Raw genomic sequence first — 15,487 nt, 5'->3', positions numbered from 1 at the left:
AGTATAGCATATTTTGAAAAGGCTTGCAGGAATTTGCTATGAAAATAAAAAATCCTCCCAAAATTAAACTATTCATTTAATTTTAAGAGGATTTATAAAGATTTTATTAAAGATTATTCTCTTGTTGGTTTATACTGAAGGCTTTCTCCGTGTTGTTTGACAAAGTCACTCATCTCTGAGTCAGGAATTTGTCGAAGGTAGAGATTGGCACGAATTGTATCATCTTCTTCACGACAAGTAGAAAGCACAAGATATTTATCCTTAGCTGATACCTTGACATTTGGTTTCTTAACTTCTGCAGTATCATAAATAGTAGTTAGCTGTTTCTCAAAATCCGCATCATCATCAAAAGAAGTACGGTAAAAAGCTGTTTCTTCTGGAACAATAATCATGGCAACAGCTTCATAATAATACTTTCTCTCTGGAGTTTCAATGACAACATAAGGGTGTGCATCAAAATATTCTTGGCGACTGAAATAGTTCACATCTTTAAACATACGATGATCAGGCACTTTACTACCACGGGCATGACCAAATAACCAAGTCAAGCGGTCGCTAAAGTCCTTCTTGTTATCAGCGTCCATAAAGACTGTCCCCATTAAAGGCTCGTTAACTCCATCAAAGCGCTTATCTAAATAAGTCGCATTATCCGTTGTTTGAACGACTGGTTCATCTAACTGTGTACCCGGAATATATACATACCCCACAGTTTCAGAGTTTGTTGCAAGTAAACCTTTAAATTTATTAGAGAGATATTCTTTTTCTTCCTTACTAGCAGTATAAGTTTGCTTTGGCGCTTCCTGGGTAACGGTAGTCTCAGTCGGCTTATTCTCACTTGATGCTGAGAAGCTGTTATTATATATAAACAAGGCTCCCAAAGCAACGATAACTACTGCAGCGATAGAAGCAATTATTTTAGTAATTGGTGTTTTCTTTGTTCTAGAGTGTCCACTCATTTTTCTACCTCGTTATTTACTAAAAAAATCACTGAAACAAAGTTTCAGTGATAGTATACTTCACCAAATAAATAAATTATTTAGCAGCGTGTGTTTTTGGAAGAGCTTTTTTAGCTGCTTTTGCAGAAGCTCCAGCTTTTTTAGCAGCTGCATCTGCTTTTTTAGCTTGGTCTACAGCACCTGGTTTACCATCTTCTGGTTTAGTTGCTGCTTGGTCAGCTGCTGCTTGATCTGCAGATGCTTGAGCAGATAGACCATGTTCTTTCAAGTAACGAGCATTTGCTTGTTCTGGAGTTTCGTTCAAGATGTAGTATCTACCTTCTTTTTTGTTAGCAGTATTGTATGTGTTTTGAGATTCTTGGATCTTAGCGTTACGAACTGCATTACGAGCATCGTTCAAAGCGTTTTCGTAAGCAGCTTTCTTTTCACCGTAAAGGTGTGATCCACCTTCAACAGCGTCGAATGCTTTTTTAGCTTCAACTACTGCTGGGTCTTGTGATGCAATAGCATCAACGTTATCTTGGTGACCACCAACATACTCGTTAGCTTTACGACCATTTACAAATTCAGTTTGTGCGTTGTAAGCATCGTTTACTCCACCACCAGTTACTGGTTGGTCGTATGCACCTGGAGTGTTAGCTCCACCGTTGATATCTGCAAATGCTGGAGCTGCTACAGAAAATACTGCAAGAGCTGCTACTGATGATAATAAAACTTTCTTCATTGTTTTATCTCCTCTTTAATTTTAAAATTTAATTTATAAGGACAACCCTTATTACATCAAATTATATCATATAAATCTAAGTTGTCAAGCTTTTTTTAAAATAAATTTATTTTTTTCTGGTAAAAAATAAGTAAAATTCATTCTAATTTAAAAAATCAAATAATATTCTTGAAACAATTGATACAAAAATATTTAAACTCCGAACAATACGGACTTCTGTGAGCGATAGGGTTCTGAATTTATAAGCGTTTTTTATTTCCTCAACTGTAAATTTAAATAGTCTTCTCAATACTAAACAATGGAGAAAGAGGACGTTTTTCGTGGATACGGATGATTGCATCGCCTAAAAGATGAGCGATAGAGATTTGCTCAATCTTATCAATCAAACGTTCCTCTGGTAGGTAGATAGTATCCAAAACAACCAATTTTTTAATAGCTGATTTCTGGATGTTGTCCATAGCTGGCCCTGAAAGAACTGGGTGCGTACAGCTTGCGTATACTTCAACAGCTCCTGCCTCAGCAAGGGCATCTGCTGCGTGACAAATAGTTCCAGCTGTATCAATCATATCGTCAATCAAGATACAAGTTTTACCTTCAACCTTACCAATGATATTCATCACTTCGCTAGTGTTCATTTTGTCTACGCTACGGCGTTTATCGATAATGGCAATTGGAGTTTTCAAGAACTCTGCTAATTTACGAGCACGAGTGACACCACCATGGTCTGGACTGACAACAACATAGTCAGAACCAACCATACCACGACGCTCAAAATAATCCGCAATCAAAGGAGCACCCATCAAGTGATCAACAGGAATATCAAAGAATCCTTGAATCTGTGCAGCGTGCAAATCAATCGTCAACAAACGATCCACTCCAGCTACTTCAAGCATATTTGCCACGAGTTTTGCAGTGATTGGTTCACGCGCTCTAGCCTTTCTATCCTGACGCGCATAACCATAGTAAGGCATTACAACGTTGACAGATTCTGCACTGGCACGTTTCAAAGCATCAACCATAATCAAAATCTCTAGTAGATTGTCATTTACAGGTGAGCTAGTTGATTGTAAGATAAAGACATGTTTCCCACGGATAGATTCTTCGATGTTAACTTGAATTTCTCCATCTGAAAATTGACGAACAGTCGATTTTCCCAATTCTATCCCAATCTCTTGTGCCACACGCTCTGCCAATTCTTTATTTGAAGAAAGGGCAAACAGCTTTAAATCAGAAAAAGACATGATTTCCTCCAGTATTTATGTATCACTTGTGTTTTTTTACAATATTTTCCATCTACCATTGTAGCGCTTTTTTCTCGATTTTTCAATAAAAAATAAGACAAGAGTAGACATTTATCCCCTTGTCTTATGCTATTTTATATTAGTGATAGTAAAGCAAAAATTTACCACCTCATCACCGTATGATATACGCTTTCAAATCAAAAAATTAATATACTTCAATCATTCTTCCTGTGTCTACATCGTAAACAGCTCCTGAAATAATGACATCATCTGGAATTAATGGGCATTCTCGAAGCAATTTCATATCCTCACGCACACTCTCCTCGACATCTTGGAAAGGGAGAAAGTCTTTGCCAGATACATCAACTCCCAATTCACGTTTTAAATGCTCTTGGAAGTCCTCATTATTGAAGGTTTGGGCACCACAGTCTGTATGGTGAAGAACCACGATTTCTCTTGTCCCCATCTGCTGCTGGGAAATGACCAATGAGCGAATCATATCCTCTGTCACTCGACCACCCGCATTCCGCAAGATATGAGCATCTCCCAGAGCCAAGCCCAGAGCTGGCGCAACATGGAGACGCGAATCCATACAAGTTACGATTGCAACCTTGGTCTTGGGTTTAATGGATAAATGCAAATCTCCATGTAGTTCTACATAAGCTTGATTGGCTTTTAAAAAATTTTCAAAATAGGACATGACAACTCACTTTCTGGTCTGCCAGATAATTTGAACACCAAATTATTTATCTCCTATCTTACCATCTTTTCTTTGTCTTGTCAGTTTTCAACTTTCCTATAAAAAACTATCACAGAGACATCCAGCATCTAGCTTGAGTTTCTGTCCTAGTTTTTTTATTGTTATGAACCTTTTTGGATATACTTATTGAGGGAGCCTGCAAAGCTTTGAAGATTGAGACTTTGTACATAAACCTCACCAGTACCTCGGAAAGTATTAACAACTCCTTCACCTGTACCGATAGATTGCCAAAAACCATTTTCTAAGTGAATATTATAGTCTAAAGACTGACTCCAAGCCACCACATGGGCATTGTCAATCGTCACTTCTTGGTTTTGGAGTTCAATTTTCTTAATCGAACCAAAAGCATTTGCCAAAAGCGTTCCCTGACCTTGAGTAGTCATCACGAAAAGACCACCTTGACCGCCGAAAAGTGCTTTACCAATAGATTGGTGCTCCATTGTATAGAAAGCCGTTCCATCAAGAGCCAGAAAAGCCCCATCATTCAAGCGATACTGCTTTTCGCCAAGTTCAAGAGCAATCACTTGACCAGGAGTATCTGGTGCTAAAGCAAGATGTCCGTTGTCAGACTCTGCAATAGCTTGAGTAATGAAGGTACTTTCACCAGAAACCATGGAACGTCCTACAGCTTTGACAAAACGTCCCAAGCCAGAACCGCTAGCATTGAGCTGGGTATTGAGGCTTACATTGGGTGTATGGTAGACCATGCTACCGCGCTGAATAAAGACCGTTTCTCCTTGATTGAGTGACAACTCTACCAAAGGAAATTGCATATGACTGTCCATAGAAAATTTCATCAGAAATTCCTCCTTGTTTTAATAATTGTTAGCAATAAAATAATTAGTAATCTAAACCTGAGTACAACTATTAGGAGAATACTTTTTTCAAGACTTCCTGAATAGTCGTCACCCCAATCACCTGAATTTCCTTAGGTGGCTTGATTCCAGTTAAAGAATTCTTTGGTACATAGATTTTTGTAAATCCAAGTTTCGCTGCTTCATTGATCCGTTGTTCGATACGATTTACACGCCGAATCTCTCCAGTCAAGCCCAATTCTCCTACAAAACATTCCTGAGGGTTGGTTGGTTTATCCTTGTAACTCGAAGCAATGGCAACCGCAACAGCCAAGTCAATGGCAGGCTCATCCAATTTGACACCACCAGCTGATTTGAGATAGGCATCCTGATTTTGCAAGAGAAGCCCTGCACGTTTTTCCAAAACAGCCATAATCAGACTAGCACGATTGAAATCAAGCCCTGTTGTCGTGCGCTTGGCATTTCCAAACATAGTCGGTGTCACCAAGGCCTGAACTTCAGCAAGAATTGGACGCGTCCCTTCCATAGTTACAACAATTGACGAACCAGTCGCCCCATCCAAGCGTTCTTCCAGAAATACCTCACTTGGATTGAGAACCTCAACCAATCCACCCGACTGCATCTCAAAGATTCCAATCTCATTTGTCGAGCCAAAACGATTTTTGACTGCTCTCAAGATACGGAAGGTATGGTGTCGTTCCCCTTCAAAGTAAAGCACTGTATCCACCATATGTTCCAACATACGAGGTCCAGCCAAGGTTCCTTCCTTTGTAACATGCCCTACGATAAAGATAGCAATGTTATTGGTCTTAGCCAGCTGCATGAGTTCAGCGGTTACTTCACGTACCTGGGAAACTGACCCCTGCACCCCTGAAATCTCAGGAGACATAATGGTCTGAATCGAATCGATGATAAGGAAATCCGGCTGGATACGTTCGACTTCTGCACGAACGCTCTGCATATTGGTCTCAGCATAGAGATAAAACTCACTGTCGATATCACCCAAGCGCTCTGCACGGAGTTTGATCTGTTGAGCAGACTCCTCCCCACTAACATAGAGAACTGTTCCTACTTGAGACAACTGGGTTGATACTTGTAAGAGAAGGGTTGATTTCCCAATACCGGGATCCCCACCGATGAGGACGAGACTTCCTGGTACCACACCGCCACCAAGCACTCGGTTAAATTCCTCCATCTCAGTCTTAGTTCGATTGACATTGATAGAAGTCACTTCAGTCAATTTCATGGGTTTGGTTTTTTCACCTGTCAAAGACACACGCGCATTTTTGACTTCTGCAACCTCAACTTCCTCCACAAAAGAAGACCAGGCTCCACAGTTTGGACAGCGTCCTAAATACTTGGGTGAATTATATTCACAATTTTGACACACAAATGTCGCTTTTTTCTTAGCTATAATTCTAATCCTCTCATTATAAAATCTCTTATTCTTTTCATGTCAGCAACTATCTTGTTTCAGAATAGTAAGGCCACCATCATCCGCATGGACATAATACCGACCATCAGGACTAAATCCAAAAATATAAGGTAAATAACCTTTATAAATTTGGCTTTTAGCTTCCTCATCTTTCCCCCAATAAATAGTTAAAATTGGATATTCTTCAGATTGGTCTTTATCCATTGTCACTCTGATGTCTCTGCCATTATCCAAAGGGAGATTTCCACCATATTGACCAGCGATAGGGATAGGTGAATCATAGCCCTCGCACATGGCTACTAACTCTATCTCATCGTAATCTCCGTCTATCGGTGTTACTTGCTCATTTTCGCTGTCAATGATTGACATGTAGTCTGAAGAAATACACAGAATTTTATGATAGGCATCAGGGAGAAATGCTAGGTAAAGAAATCCTCCAATACTAATCTCAAAAATCTTCTTATACCCTCGACAATTCTCGGCGGTAAAAGCTTGAAAATCCTTATAGCTCATTACATTGTACTTCTTTCTATATCTCTATCTCACACTCAATCACTTGGCAAAAATCAATCTTCTCGTCTGATACAAATTGGCGCATGAGCATTCGATGAGTGACAACAACGACTGTCTGATAGTTTCGATACTTGCGCATAGATTTTAGAAACCGAGACCTCATTTCCTCAGCTGTCTCATATTGAATAGGACTATTAGGAGGTAAGGATCCATTATTTTCTAGAAACAGAGTACGAGCTTTTTCAAAATTCTCTACGCCACTTTTTTCATAGACTTGCCATTCATGCAATAATGGCTCCACTCTCAAAGGAAATCCAATAGCACTAGCAAGATAAGAAGCCGTTTCTAAAGCTCGTGTCACTGAAGAAGCTACTAGCATATCAGCTGATTGGAACAAGGGATTTTGGCAAAGGTCCTGAGCCTGTTTCCTTCCCTTCTCAGATAAGGGAGCTAGATCCATTCCAAATCCGGAATAAGCATGCTCCTCTAACACACGATAATCTGGCTCCCCGTGACGTACAAAGATAATCTTCATCTTAGTGCCCAGTTGATCCAAACCCACCAGTACGAACTCCGTCTGCCTCATCTCCATCTGCAATTAAAAATGGAGCAAAGACAGCCTGAACTACACGTTCTCCAACTTCGAGAATCACTTCTTGGTCGGTAATGTTTTTCATCTGAGCAAAGATATGACCTTCATTTCCTGGATTGCCATAGTAGTCTCCATCAATGACCCCCACAGAGTTGATCAAGACCAAGCCCTTCTTACGAGGATTTGATGAACGGTCATAGAGATAGAGCACTTCTGTCGGTTGCATATAGGCCTTAACACCCGTTGGGACGAGGACAATCTCTCCTGGAGCGATAACCGTACGCACCGCAACCTTTAAGTCGTAGCCAGCTGCATGCGCTGTCTCACGCTTGGGTAGCAAAGTTTCATCTGTAAAACTAGAAACTAATTCAAAACCACGAATTTTCATATTATTCCTCTTTTTAATCTTTTATTCTAGGCTATTTTATCTTATTTATTCGAAAAAAGCACGAAAAAAGAGCACACAATTCACACTCGCTTAGGGCTGCTGGATTCCTCCCCTGACCCGCTTCACGCAGAACTGTTGCTCCACTAGTTATTATACCACATTCCCTTCTGTTTTTAAAGAGAAATTATTTTTTACGTCGATTTCGGAAAAAGTCTTGCATAATCCCTGCACAATCACTCTCTAAAATGCCTGTCTCAACGTCCACACGATGATTGAGCCGCTCGTCCGTCAAGATATCGTACAAGCTTCCAGCAGCGCCAAATTTCTGATTTTTAGCCCCGTAGACCACGTTTGGAATCCGTGCGAGCCCAATTGCCCCACTACACATGACACAAGGCTCAATGGTCACAAAAAGCGTACAATCAAGCAAGCGCCAACTCTCTTCGCTCAAATTAGCATTCTCTATGGCCATAATTTCCGCATGCATGACTGCCCGTTGCAACTCCTCTCGCGCATTGTGGCCTCTCCCGATGATTTTCCCGTCCTTGACAATTACACAACCAATCGGGATTTCATCATGCTCTAAGGCGATTTCTGCCTCCTTTAAGGCCTCTCTCATAAAAGCTTCTTTTTCTTCAAGTGTATAATCCATCTCTTCTCTCTTCCTAGCTATCAATTCTATCATTATATCACGTTTTTGAAGACAAAAAAAGCCACCGAATGCGGTGGCTTTATAGGGAGATTATTATGAAAAAGAAAAGTTTAGGAAATTTGTTACAACAAGTTAGGAGGTCTTCTTGTAACTATCTATAGTATATCCGACCTGTCTTAAACAAATCTTAAAAAATCTCCTATGACCAGACACTTTCTAAAATATTTGTCTGTTCACGACCAGGACCTACTGAGAATGTTGAAATACGAACACCCACCAATTCGCTAACACGGCGAACATAGTTACGTGCATTTTCAGGAAGGTCTTCCAAAGTACGTACTCCAGTGATATCTTCAGACCAACCAGGCAATTCTTCATAGATTGGTTTACAACGTTTCAATTGTTCGAGACTAGCAGGGTAGTAATCAATTCGTTGACCATCAAGATCATAAGCCACACAGATTTTTACTGTATCCAATCCACTCAAAACATCGATTGAGTTCAAAGAGAGATTTGTGATACCAGAAACACGACGGCTATGACGCATAACAACTGAGTCGAACCAACCTACACGGCGAGGACGCCCAGTAGTTGTCCCATACTCATGCCCCACTTCACGGATACGATTTCCAACTTCATCAAATAATTCTGTTGGGAAAGGACCATCTCCTACACGACTTGTATAGGCCTTACATACACCGACAACCTTGTCAATTTTGCTTGGACCAACACCAGAACCGATTGTCACACCACCAGCCACAGGGTTTGATGAAGTAACAAACGGATAAGTACCTTGGTCAATATCCAGCATGACACCTTGTGCACCTTCAAAGAGAACCCGTTTACCATTATCAAGCGCGTCGTTCAAGATAACAGAAGTATCAGTCACATATTGCTTGATTTGTTGCCCGTATTCATAATATTCTTCAAAAATATCATCAAATGAAATAGGTTCACTATCATACAATTTTACAAATTGACGATTTTTCTCAGCAAGATTGCGTTCTAAACGTTCACGGAAAATCTCTTTATCCAAAAGATCTGCGATACGAATTCCAACACGAGCTGCCTTATCCATATAGGCTGGACCAATTCCTTTAATTGTAGTCCCAATCTTGTTATCACCTTTAGCTTCTTCTTGAAGACGGTCTAACTCAATGTGATAAGGCAAGATAACATGTGCACGATCAGAAATTCGAAGATTATCTGTTGTAACACCTTCTTCATGCAGATAAGACAATTCTTTCACAAGAGATTTAGGGTTTACAACCATCCCATTACCAATTACAGAGATTTTTTCTGGGAAGAAAATACCTGAAGGAATCAAGTGCAATTTAAATTTTTTTCCATCAATCACAATTGTGTGACCTGCATTGTCACCACCTTGGTAACGAGCAATCACTTCCGCATTAGCTGAAAGAAAATCTGTAATTTTCCCTTTACCTTCATCACCCCATTGGGTACCTACAACAACTACTGAAGTCATAATAAAATTTCGTCTGAGCCAAAAGGCTCGTCCTTTCTCATATACATGGTGGGAATCTCACCCACAATTATATCTTACAATTTATTATAAGAAAAAAACACTATTTTATCAAGGATAAACACTAGAAAAGATTAGGATTTTCGCTAGATTTTAAAATAAAAAAAGAAAAATTTAAGATTATTCTATATATTCTTTATTAACAACAAAATAACGTTCGTAATAAATGAAAATGACTATATCTACTAACAATAATTGAATGTTTGTCCAAGTAAATGATTAAGATAGATACGATAAGCAGCCCTAAAATGACAGAGAAGAAAATCCTTCTCATCTTTTATCCTAAAACGAACTAAGTAATAAAGTAAAAATCTTAAATGAAGCGACTCCCAATCATCACTAGATTGAACTAAAAATGAATATTCTTTTTCAACTTGTTTTAGAAAAAGAAAACAATAATCATAATACTTTTGGAGCATATTAAAAACCTTTCTTATTGATAAAATAAGTTTATCAGAAAGGTTAACTAAAAAGAAAAATATCTCTGTAAAGTTAAAATTTTAAGCTAAACAAACTTAAAACAAAAAAATAAGTAAAAACAGATCAGAAAAATGATACAAAAATATTAAATTTATATAAACAAAATAAAAAACGTTCCTTAGAACGTTTACTACTCCGCCAGTAGGACTCGAACCTACGACATCATGATTAACAGTCATGCGCTACTACCAACTGAGCTATGGCGGATAACAGCTAAGCGACTTCCATATCTCACAGGGGGCAACCCCCAACTACTTCCGGCGTTCTAGGGCTTAACTTCTGTGTTCGGCATGGGTACAGGTGTATCTCCTAGGCTATCGTCACTTAACTCTGAGTAATACCTACTCAAAATTGAATATCTATCAAATTCCAAGAAAACCTTCGCTTTCATATTCTCAGTTACTTTGGATAAGTCCTCGAGCTATTAGTATTAGTCCGCTACATGTGTCGCCACACTTCCACTTCTAACCTATCTACCTGATCATCTCTCAGGGCTCTTACTGATATAAAATCATGGGAAATCTCATCTTGAGGTGGGTTTCACACTTAGATGCTTTCAGCGTTTATCCCTTCCCTACATAGCTACCCAGCGATGCCTTTGGCAAGACAACTGGTACACCAGCGGTAAGTCCACTCTGGTCCTCTCGTACTAGGAGCAGATCCTCTCAAATTTCCTACGCCCGCGACGGATAGGGACCGAACTGTCTCACGACGTTCTGAACCCAGCTCGCGTGCCGCTTTAATGGGCGAACAGCCCAACCCTTGGGACCGACTACAGCCCCAGGATGCGACGAGCCGACATCGAGGTGCCAAACCTCCCCGTCGATGTGAACTCTTGGGGGAGATAAGCCTGTTATCCCCAGGGTAGCTTTTATCCGTTGAGCGATGGCCCTTCCATACGGAACCACCGGATCACTAAGCCCGACTTTCGTCCCTGCTCGAGTTGTAGCTCTCGCAGTCAAGCTCCCTTATACCTTTACACTCTGCGAATGATTTCCAACCATTCTGAGGGAACCTTTGGGCGCCTCCGTTACCTTTTAGGAGGCGACCGCCCCAGTCAAACTGCCCGTCAGACACTGTCTCCGATAGGGATCACCTATCCGGGTTAGAGTGGCCATAACACAAGGGTAGTATCCCAACAACGTCTCCTTCGAAACTGGCGTCCCGATCTCATAGACTCCTACCTATCCTGTACATGTGGTACAGACACTCAATATCAAACTGCAGTAAAGCTCCATGGGGTCTTTCCGTCCTGTCGCGGGTAACCTGCATCTTCACAGGTACTAAAATTTCACCGAGTCTCTCGTTGAGACAGTGCCCAAATCATTACGCCTTTCGTGCGGGTCGGAACTTACCCGACAAGGAATTTCGCTACCTTAGGACCGTTATAGTTACGGCCGCCGTTTACTGGGGCTTCAATTCATACCTTCGGATTACTCCTAAGCACTCCTCTTAACCTTCCAGCACCGGGCAGGCGTCACCCCCTATACATCATCTTACGATTTAGCAGAGAGCTGTGTTTTTGATAAACAGTTGCTTGGGCCTATTCACTGCGGCTGACTTAAAGTCAGCACCCCTTCTCCCGAAGTTACGGGGTCATTTTGCCGAGTTCCTTAACGAGAGTTCTCTCGCTCACCTGAGGCTACTCGCCTCGACTACCTGTGTCGGTTTGCGGTACGGGTAGAGTATGTTTAACGCTAGAAGCTTTTCTTGGCAGTGTGACGTCACTAACTTCGCTACTAAACTTCGCTCCCCATCACAGCTCAATGTTATAGAACTAAGCATTTGACTCAGTTCACACCTCACTGCTTAGACAGACACTTCCAATCGTCTGCTTTAGTTAGCCTACTGCGTCCCTCCATCACTACATACTCTAGTACAGGAATATCAACCTGTTGTCCATCGGATACACCTTTCGGTCTCTCCTTAGGTCCCGACTAACCCAGGGCGGACGAGCCTTCCCCTGGAAACCTTAGTCTTACGGTGGACAGGATTCTCACCTGTCTTTCGCTACTCATACCGGCATTCTCACTTCTATGCGTTCCAGCGCTCCTCACGGTACACCTTCGCCACACATAGAACGCTCTCCTACCATACCTATAAAGGTATCCACAGCTTCGGTAAATTGTTTTAGCCCCGGTACATTTTCGGCGCAGGGTCACTCGACTAGTGAGCTATTACGCACTCTTTGAATGAATAGCTGCTTCTAAGCTAACATCCTAGTTGTCTGTGCAACCCCACATCCTTTTCCACTTAACAATTATTTTGGGACCTTAGCTGGTGGTCTGGGCTGTTTCCCTTTCGACTACGGATCTTAGCACTCGCAGTCTGACTGCCGACCATAATTCATTGGCATTCGGAGTTTATCTGAGATTGGTAATCCGGGATGGACCCCTCACCCAAACAGTGCTCTACCTCCAAGAATCTTAATGTCGACGCTAGCCCTAAAGCTATTTCGGAGAGAACCAGCTATCTCCAAGTTCGTTTGGAATTTCTCCGCTACCCACAAGTCATCCAAGCACTTTTCAACGTGCCCTGGTTCGGTCCTCCAGTGCGTCTTACCGCACCTTCAACCTGCTCATGGGTAGGTCACATGGTTTCGGGTCTACGACATGATACTAAGGCGCCCTATTCAGACTCGGTTTCCCTACGGCTCCGTCTCTTCAACTTAACCTCGCATCATATCGTAACTCGCCGGTTCATTCTACAAAAGGCACGCTCTCACCCATTAACGGGCTCGAACTTGTTGTAGGCACACGGTTTCAGGTTCTATTTCACTCCCCTCCCGGGGTGCTTTTCACCTTTCCCTCACGGTACTGGTTCACTATCGGTCACTAGGGAGTATTTAGGGTTGGGAGATGGTCCTCCCAGATTCCGACGGGATTTCACGTGTCCCGCCGTACTCAGGATACTGCTAGGTACAAAGACTATTTAAAATACGAGGCTCTCACTCTCTTTGGCTGATCTTCCCATATCATTCTTCTATAATCTTTGAGTCCACATTGCAGTCCTACAACCCCGAAGAGTAAACTCTTCGGTTTGCCCTTCTGCCGTTTCGCTCGCCGCTACTAAGGCAATCGCTTTTGCTTTCTCTTCCTGCAGCTACTTAGATGTTTCAGTTCACTGCGTCTTCCTCCTCATATCCTTAACAGATATGGGTAACAGGTAGTACCTGTTGGGTTCCCCCATTCGGAAATCCCTGGATCATCGCTTACTTACAGCTACCCAAGGCATATCGTCGTTTGTCACGTCCTTCTTCGGCTCCTAGTGCCAAGGCATCCACCGTGCGCCCTTATTAACTTAACCTTACTTTTTGACCTTTCAGTCATAAACTCTTATTAATACTACAGCGTTTTCGGTTTATTTTCTTGTTACTATTTGATATAGATATTCAATTTTCAATGTGCATTACTTGGTGATCTCTCACCAATGGAGCCTAGCGGGATCGAACCGCTGACCTCCTGCGTGCAAAGCAGGCGCTCTCCCAGCTGAGCTAAGGCCCCACAAGACCTCTCAAGACTAAACAAGACCAATGTGCTTTCCTTATCCTTAGAAAGGAGGTGATCCAGCCGCACCTTCCGATACGGCTACCTTGTTACGACTTCACCCCAATCATCTATCCCACCTTAGGCGGCTGGCTCCAAATGGTTACCTCACCGACTTCGGGTGTTACAAACTCTCGTGGTGTGACGGGCGGTGTGTACAAGGCCCGGGAACGTATTCACCGCGGCGTGCTGATCCGCGATTACTAGCGATTCCGACTTCATGTAGGCGAGTTGCAGCCTACAATCCGAACTGAGACTGGCTTTAAGAGATTAGCTTGCCGTCACCGACTTGCGACTCGTTGTACCAGCCATTGTAGCACGTGTGTAGCCCAGGTCATAAGGGGCATGATGATTTGACGTCATCCCCACCTTCCTCCGGTTTATTACCGGCAGTCTCGCTAGAGTGCCCAACTGAATGATGGCAACTAACAATAGGGGTTGCGCTCGTTGCGGGACTTAACCCAACATCTCACGACACGAGCTGACGACAACCATGCACCACCTGTCACCTCTGTCCCGAAGGAAATCTCTATCTCTAGAGCGGTCAGAGGGATGTCAAGACCTGGTAAGGTTCTTCGCGTTGCTTCGAATTAAACCACATGCTCCACCGCTTGTGCGGGCCCCCGTCAATTCCTTTGAGTTTCAACCTTGCGGTCGTACTCCCCAGGCGGAGTGCTTAATGCGTTAGCTACGGCACTAAACCCCGGAAAGGGTCTAACACCTAGCACTCATCGTTTACGGCGTGGACTACCAGGGTATCTAATCCTGTTTGCTCCCCACGCTTTCGAGCCTCAGCGTCAGTTACAAGCCAGAGAGCCGCTTTCGCCACCGGTGTTCCTCCATATATCTACGCATTTCACCGCTACACATGGAATTCCACTCTCCCCTCTTGCACTCAAGTTAAACAGTTTCCAAAGCGTACTATGGTTAAGCCACAGCCTTTAACTTCAGACTTATCTAACCGCCTGCGCTCGCTTTACGCCCAATAAATCCGGATAACGCTCGGGACCTACGTATTACCGCGGCTGCTGGCACGTAGTTAGCCGTCCCTTTCTGGTAAGATACCGTCACAGTGTGAACTTTCCACTCTCACACTCGTTCTTCTCTTACAACAGAGCTTTACGATCCGAAAACCTTCTTCACTCACGCGGCGTTGCTCGGTCAGACTTCCGTCCATTGCCGAAGATTCCCTACTGCTGCCTCCCGTAGGAGTCTGGGCCGTGTCTCAGTCCCAGTGTGGCCGATCACCCTCTCAGGTCGGCTATGTATCGTCGCCTTGGTGAGCCGTTACCTCACCAACTAGCTAATACAACGCAGGTCCATCTGGTAGTGGAGCAGTTGCCCCTTTTAAACAGTTATCATGCAATAACTGTTGTCATGCGGTATTAGCTATCGTTTCCAATAGTTATCCCCCGCTACCAGGCAGGTTACCTACGCGTTACTCACCCGTTCGCAACTCATCCAGAAGAGCAAGCTCCTCCTTCAGCGTTCTACTTGCATGTATTAGGCACGCCGCCAGCGTTCATCCTGAGCCAGGATCAAACTCTCATTAAAAGTTTGAGTTCTCACTCATTTCTGTCACTGACAGATTTATTGTTTTTTCATTGTTCAGTACTATAACTTCCGTTATAGTGCCCTGCACATTGGTTCGTCTTGTTCAGTTTTCAAAGGTCTTTGTCGCGCTTGCGACAACTATATTAGTATATCACAGTCATTTTTCTCTGTCAACAGGTTTTTTTAACTTTTTTAAAATCCTATCAACCTTAACCGCGATACACCCATAGTCCGTACGGGATTCGAACCCGTGTTACCGCCGTGAAAAGGCGGTGTCTTAACCCCTTGA

The 15,487-nt window shown here is 42.6% G+C and carries 12 protein-coding genes, 2 tRNA genes, 3 rRNA genes and 1 other RNA gene; all 18 read right to left on the bottom strand.

What is annotated here, in order from left to right; genetic code table 11:
• Positions 1-113 precede the first annotated feature (113 nt).
• Complete coding sequence (gene srtB / locus ACXYSN_RS07315) at positions 114-956, bottom strand: class B sortase, LPKTxAVK-specific (protein WP_458636625.1); 843 nt, start codon at positions 954-956, stop codon at positions 114-116.
• A gap of 76 nt (positions 957-1,032) precedes the next feature.
• The gene (gene abpA, locus ACXYSN_RS07310; protein ID WP_458636624.1) at positions 1,033-1,680 is read right to left on the bottom strand and encodes an amylase-binding adhesin AbpA; all 648 of its coding nucleotides are present in this window, start codon (positions 1,678-1,680) and stop codon (positions 1,033-1,035) included.
• A gap of 272 nt (positions 1,681-1,952) precedes the next feature.
• Complete coding sequence (locus ACXYSN_RS07305; RefSeq protein WP_006150516.1) at positions 1,953-2,921, bottom strand: ribose-phosphate diphosphokinase; 969 nt, start codon at positions 2,919-2,921, stop codon at positions 1,953-1,955.
• 205 nt (positions 2,922-3,126) lie between these two features.
• The gene (locus ACXYSN_RS07300; protein ID WP_458636623.1) at positions 3,127-3,621 is read right to left on the bottom strand and encodes a beta-class carbonic anhydrase; all 495 of its coding nucleotides are present in this window, start codon (positions 3,619-3,621) and stop codon (positions 3,127-3,129) included.
• 161 nt (positions 3,622-3,782) lie between these two features.
• Positions 3,783-4,478, bottom strand: a complete 696-nt coding sequence (locus tag ACXYSN_RS07295; protein ID WP_458636622.1) for a TIGR00266 family protein — start codon at positions 4,476-4,478, stop codon at positions 3,783-3,785.
• 70 nt (positions 4,479-4,548) lie between these two features.
• A complete protein-coding gene (gene radA, locus ACXYSN_RS07290) occupies positions 4,549-5,913 on the bottom strand; it encodes a DNA repair protein RadA (RefSeq protein WP_458636680.1) in 1,365 nt (454 codons plus the stop codon).
• Positions 5,914-5,952: 39 nt separating this feature from the next.
• Positions 5,953-6,444, bottom strand: coding sequence for a hypothetical protein (locus ACXYSN_RS07285; protein ID WP_458636621.1), 492 nt, complete (start codon positions 6,442-6,444; stop codon positions 5,953-5,955).
• A 16-nt stretch (positions 6,445-6,460) separates the two neighbouring features.
• Positions 6,461-7,030 carry a histidine phosphatase family protein gene (locus ACXYSN_RS07280; RefSeq protein ID WP_458636620.1) on the bottom strand — a complete coding sequence of 190 codons (570 nt, stop codon included), beginning with the start codon at positions 7,028-7,030 and terminating at the stop codon, positions 6,461-6,463.
• The gene (locus ACXYSN_RS07275; RefSeq protein ID WP_458636619.1) at positions 6,981-7,424 is read right to left on the bottom strand and encodes a dUTP diphosphatase; all 444 of its coding nucleotides are present in this window, start codon (positions 7,422-7,424) and stop codon (positions 6,981-6,983) included. Before ACXYSN_RS07275 ends, ACXYSN_RS07280 begins: the two co-directional genes overlap by 50 nt.
• Before the next feature lie 53 nt (positions 7,425-7,477).
• Positions 7,478-7,576, bottom strand: an RNA gene (gene ffs / locus ACXYSN_RS07270) — signal recognition particle sRNA small type.
• A gap of 32 nt (positions 7,577-7,608) precedes the next feature.
• Entirely contained in the window at positions 7,609-8,076 is a 468-nt protein-coding gene (tadA, locus tag ACXYSN_RS07265) for a tRNA adenosine(34) deaminase TadA (RefSeq protein WP_016466442.1), read from the bottom strand.
• 199 nt (positions 8,077-8,275) lie between these two features.
• Positions 8,276-9,562: an adenylosuccinate synthase gene (locus ACXYSN_RS07260; protein ID WP_254727160.1), complete on the bottom strand. Its 1,287-nt coding sequence runs from the start codon at positions 9,560-9,562 to the stop codon at positions 8,276-8,278.
• Between the two features lie 242 nt (positions 9,563-9,804).
• Complete coding sequence (gene comW / locus ACXYSN_RS07255) at positions 9,805-10,038, bottom strand: sigma(X)-activator ComW (protein ID WP_025170007.1); 234 nt, start codon at positions 10,036-10,038, stop codon at positions 9,805-9,807.
• Positions 10,039-10,232: 194 nt separating this feature from the next.
• A tRNA-Asn gene (locus tag ACXYSN_RS07250) sits at positions 10,233-10,306 on the bottom strand.
• 5 nt (positions 10,307-10,311) lie between these two features.
• Positions 10,312-10,427 (bottom strand): 5S ribosomal RNA (gene rrf, locus ACXYSN_RS07245).
• A 76-nt stretch (positions 10,428-10,503) separates the two neighbouring features.
• A 23S ribosomal RNA gene (locus ACXYSN_RS07240) occupies positions 10,504-13,405 on the bottom strand.
• Positions 13,406-13,529: 124 nt separating this feature from the next.
• Positions 13,530-13,602: transfer RNA gene (locus tag ACXYSN_RS07235), tRNA-Ala, on the bottom strand.
• 50 nt (positions 13,603-13,652) lie between these two features.
• Positions 13,653-15,198 (bottom strand): 16S ribosomal RNA (locus tag ACXYSN_RS07230).
• Together the 16S, 23S and 5S rRNA genes with 2 tRNA genes alongside form the textbook arrangement of a ribosomal RNA operon.
• Between the last annotated feature and the right edge of the window lie 289 nt (positions 15,199-15,487).

This window comes from Streptococcus sp. V869, from assembly GCF_054353515.1.
The sequence above is the reverse complement of the archived record's forward strand: the minus strand, read 5'-3'. Positions and strand labels throughout refer to the sequence as shown.

Bases quoted from the DNA above. Each gene is read 5' to 3' on its own strand.
- srtB (WP_458636625.1), bottom strand. From the start codon at position 956: ATGAGTGGACACTCTAGAACAAAGAAAACACCAATTACTAAAATAATT.
- abpA (WP_458636624.1), bottom strand. From the start codon at position 1,680: ATGAAGAAAGTTTTATTATCATCAGTAGCAGCTCTTGCAGTATTTTCT.
- ACXYSN_RS07305 (WP_006150516.1), bottom strand. From the start codon at position 2,921: ATGTCTTTTTCTGATTTAAAGCTGTTTGCCCTTTCTTCAAATAAAGAA.
- ACXYSN_RS07300 (WP_458636623.1), bottom strand. From the start codon at position 3,621: ATGTCCTATTTTGAAAATTTTTTAAAAGCCAATCAAGCTTATGTAGAA.
- ACXYSN_RS07295 (WP_458636622.1), bottom strand. From the start codon at position 4,478: ATGAAATTTTCTATGGACAGTCATATGCAATTTCCTTTGGTAGAGTTG.
- ACXYSN_RS07285 (WP_458636621.1), bottom strand. From the start codon at position 6,444: ATGAGCTATAAGGATTTTCAAGCTTTTACCGCCGAGAATTGTCGAGGG.
- ACXYSN_RS07280 (WP_458636620.1), bottom strand. From the start codon at position 7,030: ATGAGGCAGACGGAGTTCGTACTGGTGGGTTTGGATCAACTGGGCACT.
- ACXYSN_RS07275 (WP_458636619.1), bottom strand. From the start codon at position 7,424: ATGAAAATTCGTGGTTTTGAATTAGTTTCTAGTTTTACAGATGAAACT.
- tadA (WP_016466442.1), bottom strand. From the start codon at position 8,076: ATGGATTATACACTTGAAGAAAAAGAAGCTTTTATGAGAGAGGCCTTA.
- ACXYSN_RS07260 (WP_254727160.1), bottom strand. From the start codon at position 9,562: ATGACTTCAGTAGTTGTTGTAGGTACCCAATGGGGTGATGAAGGTAAA.
- comW (WP_025170007.1), bottom strand. From the start codon at position 10,038: ATGCTCCAAAAGTATTATGATTATTGTTTTCTTTTTCTAAAACAAGTT.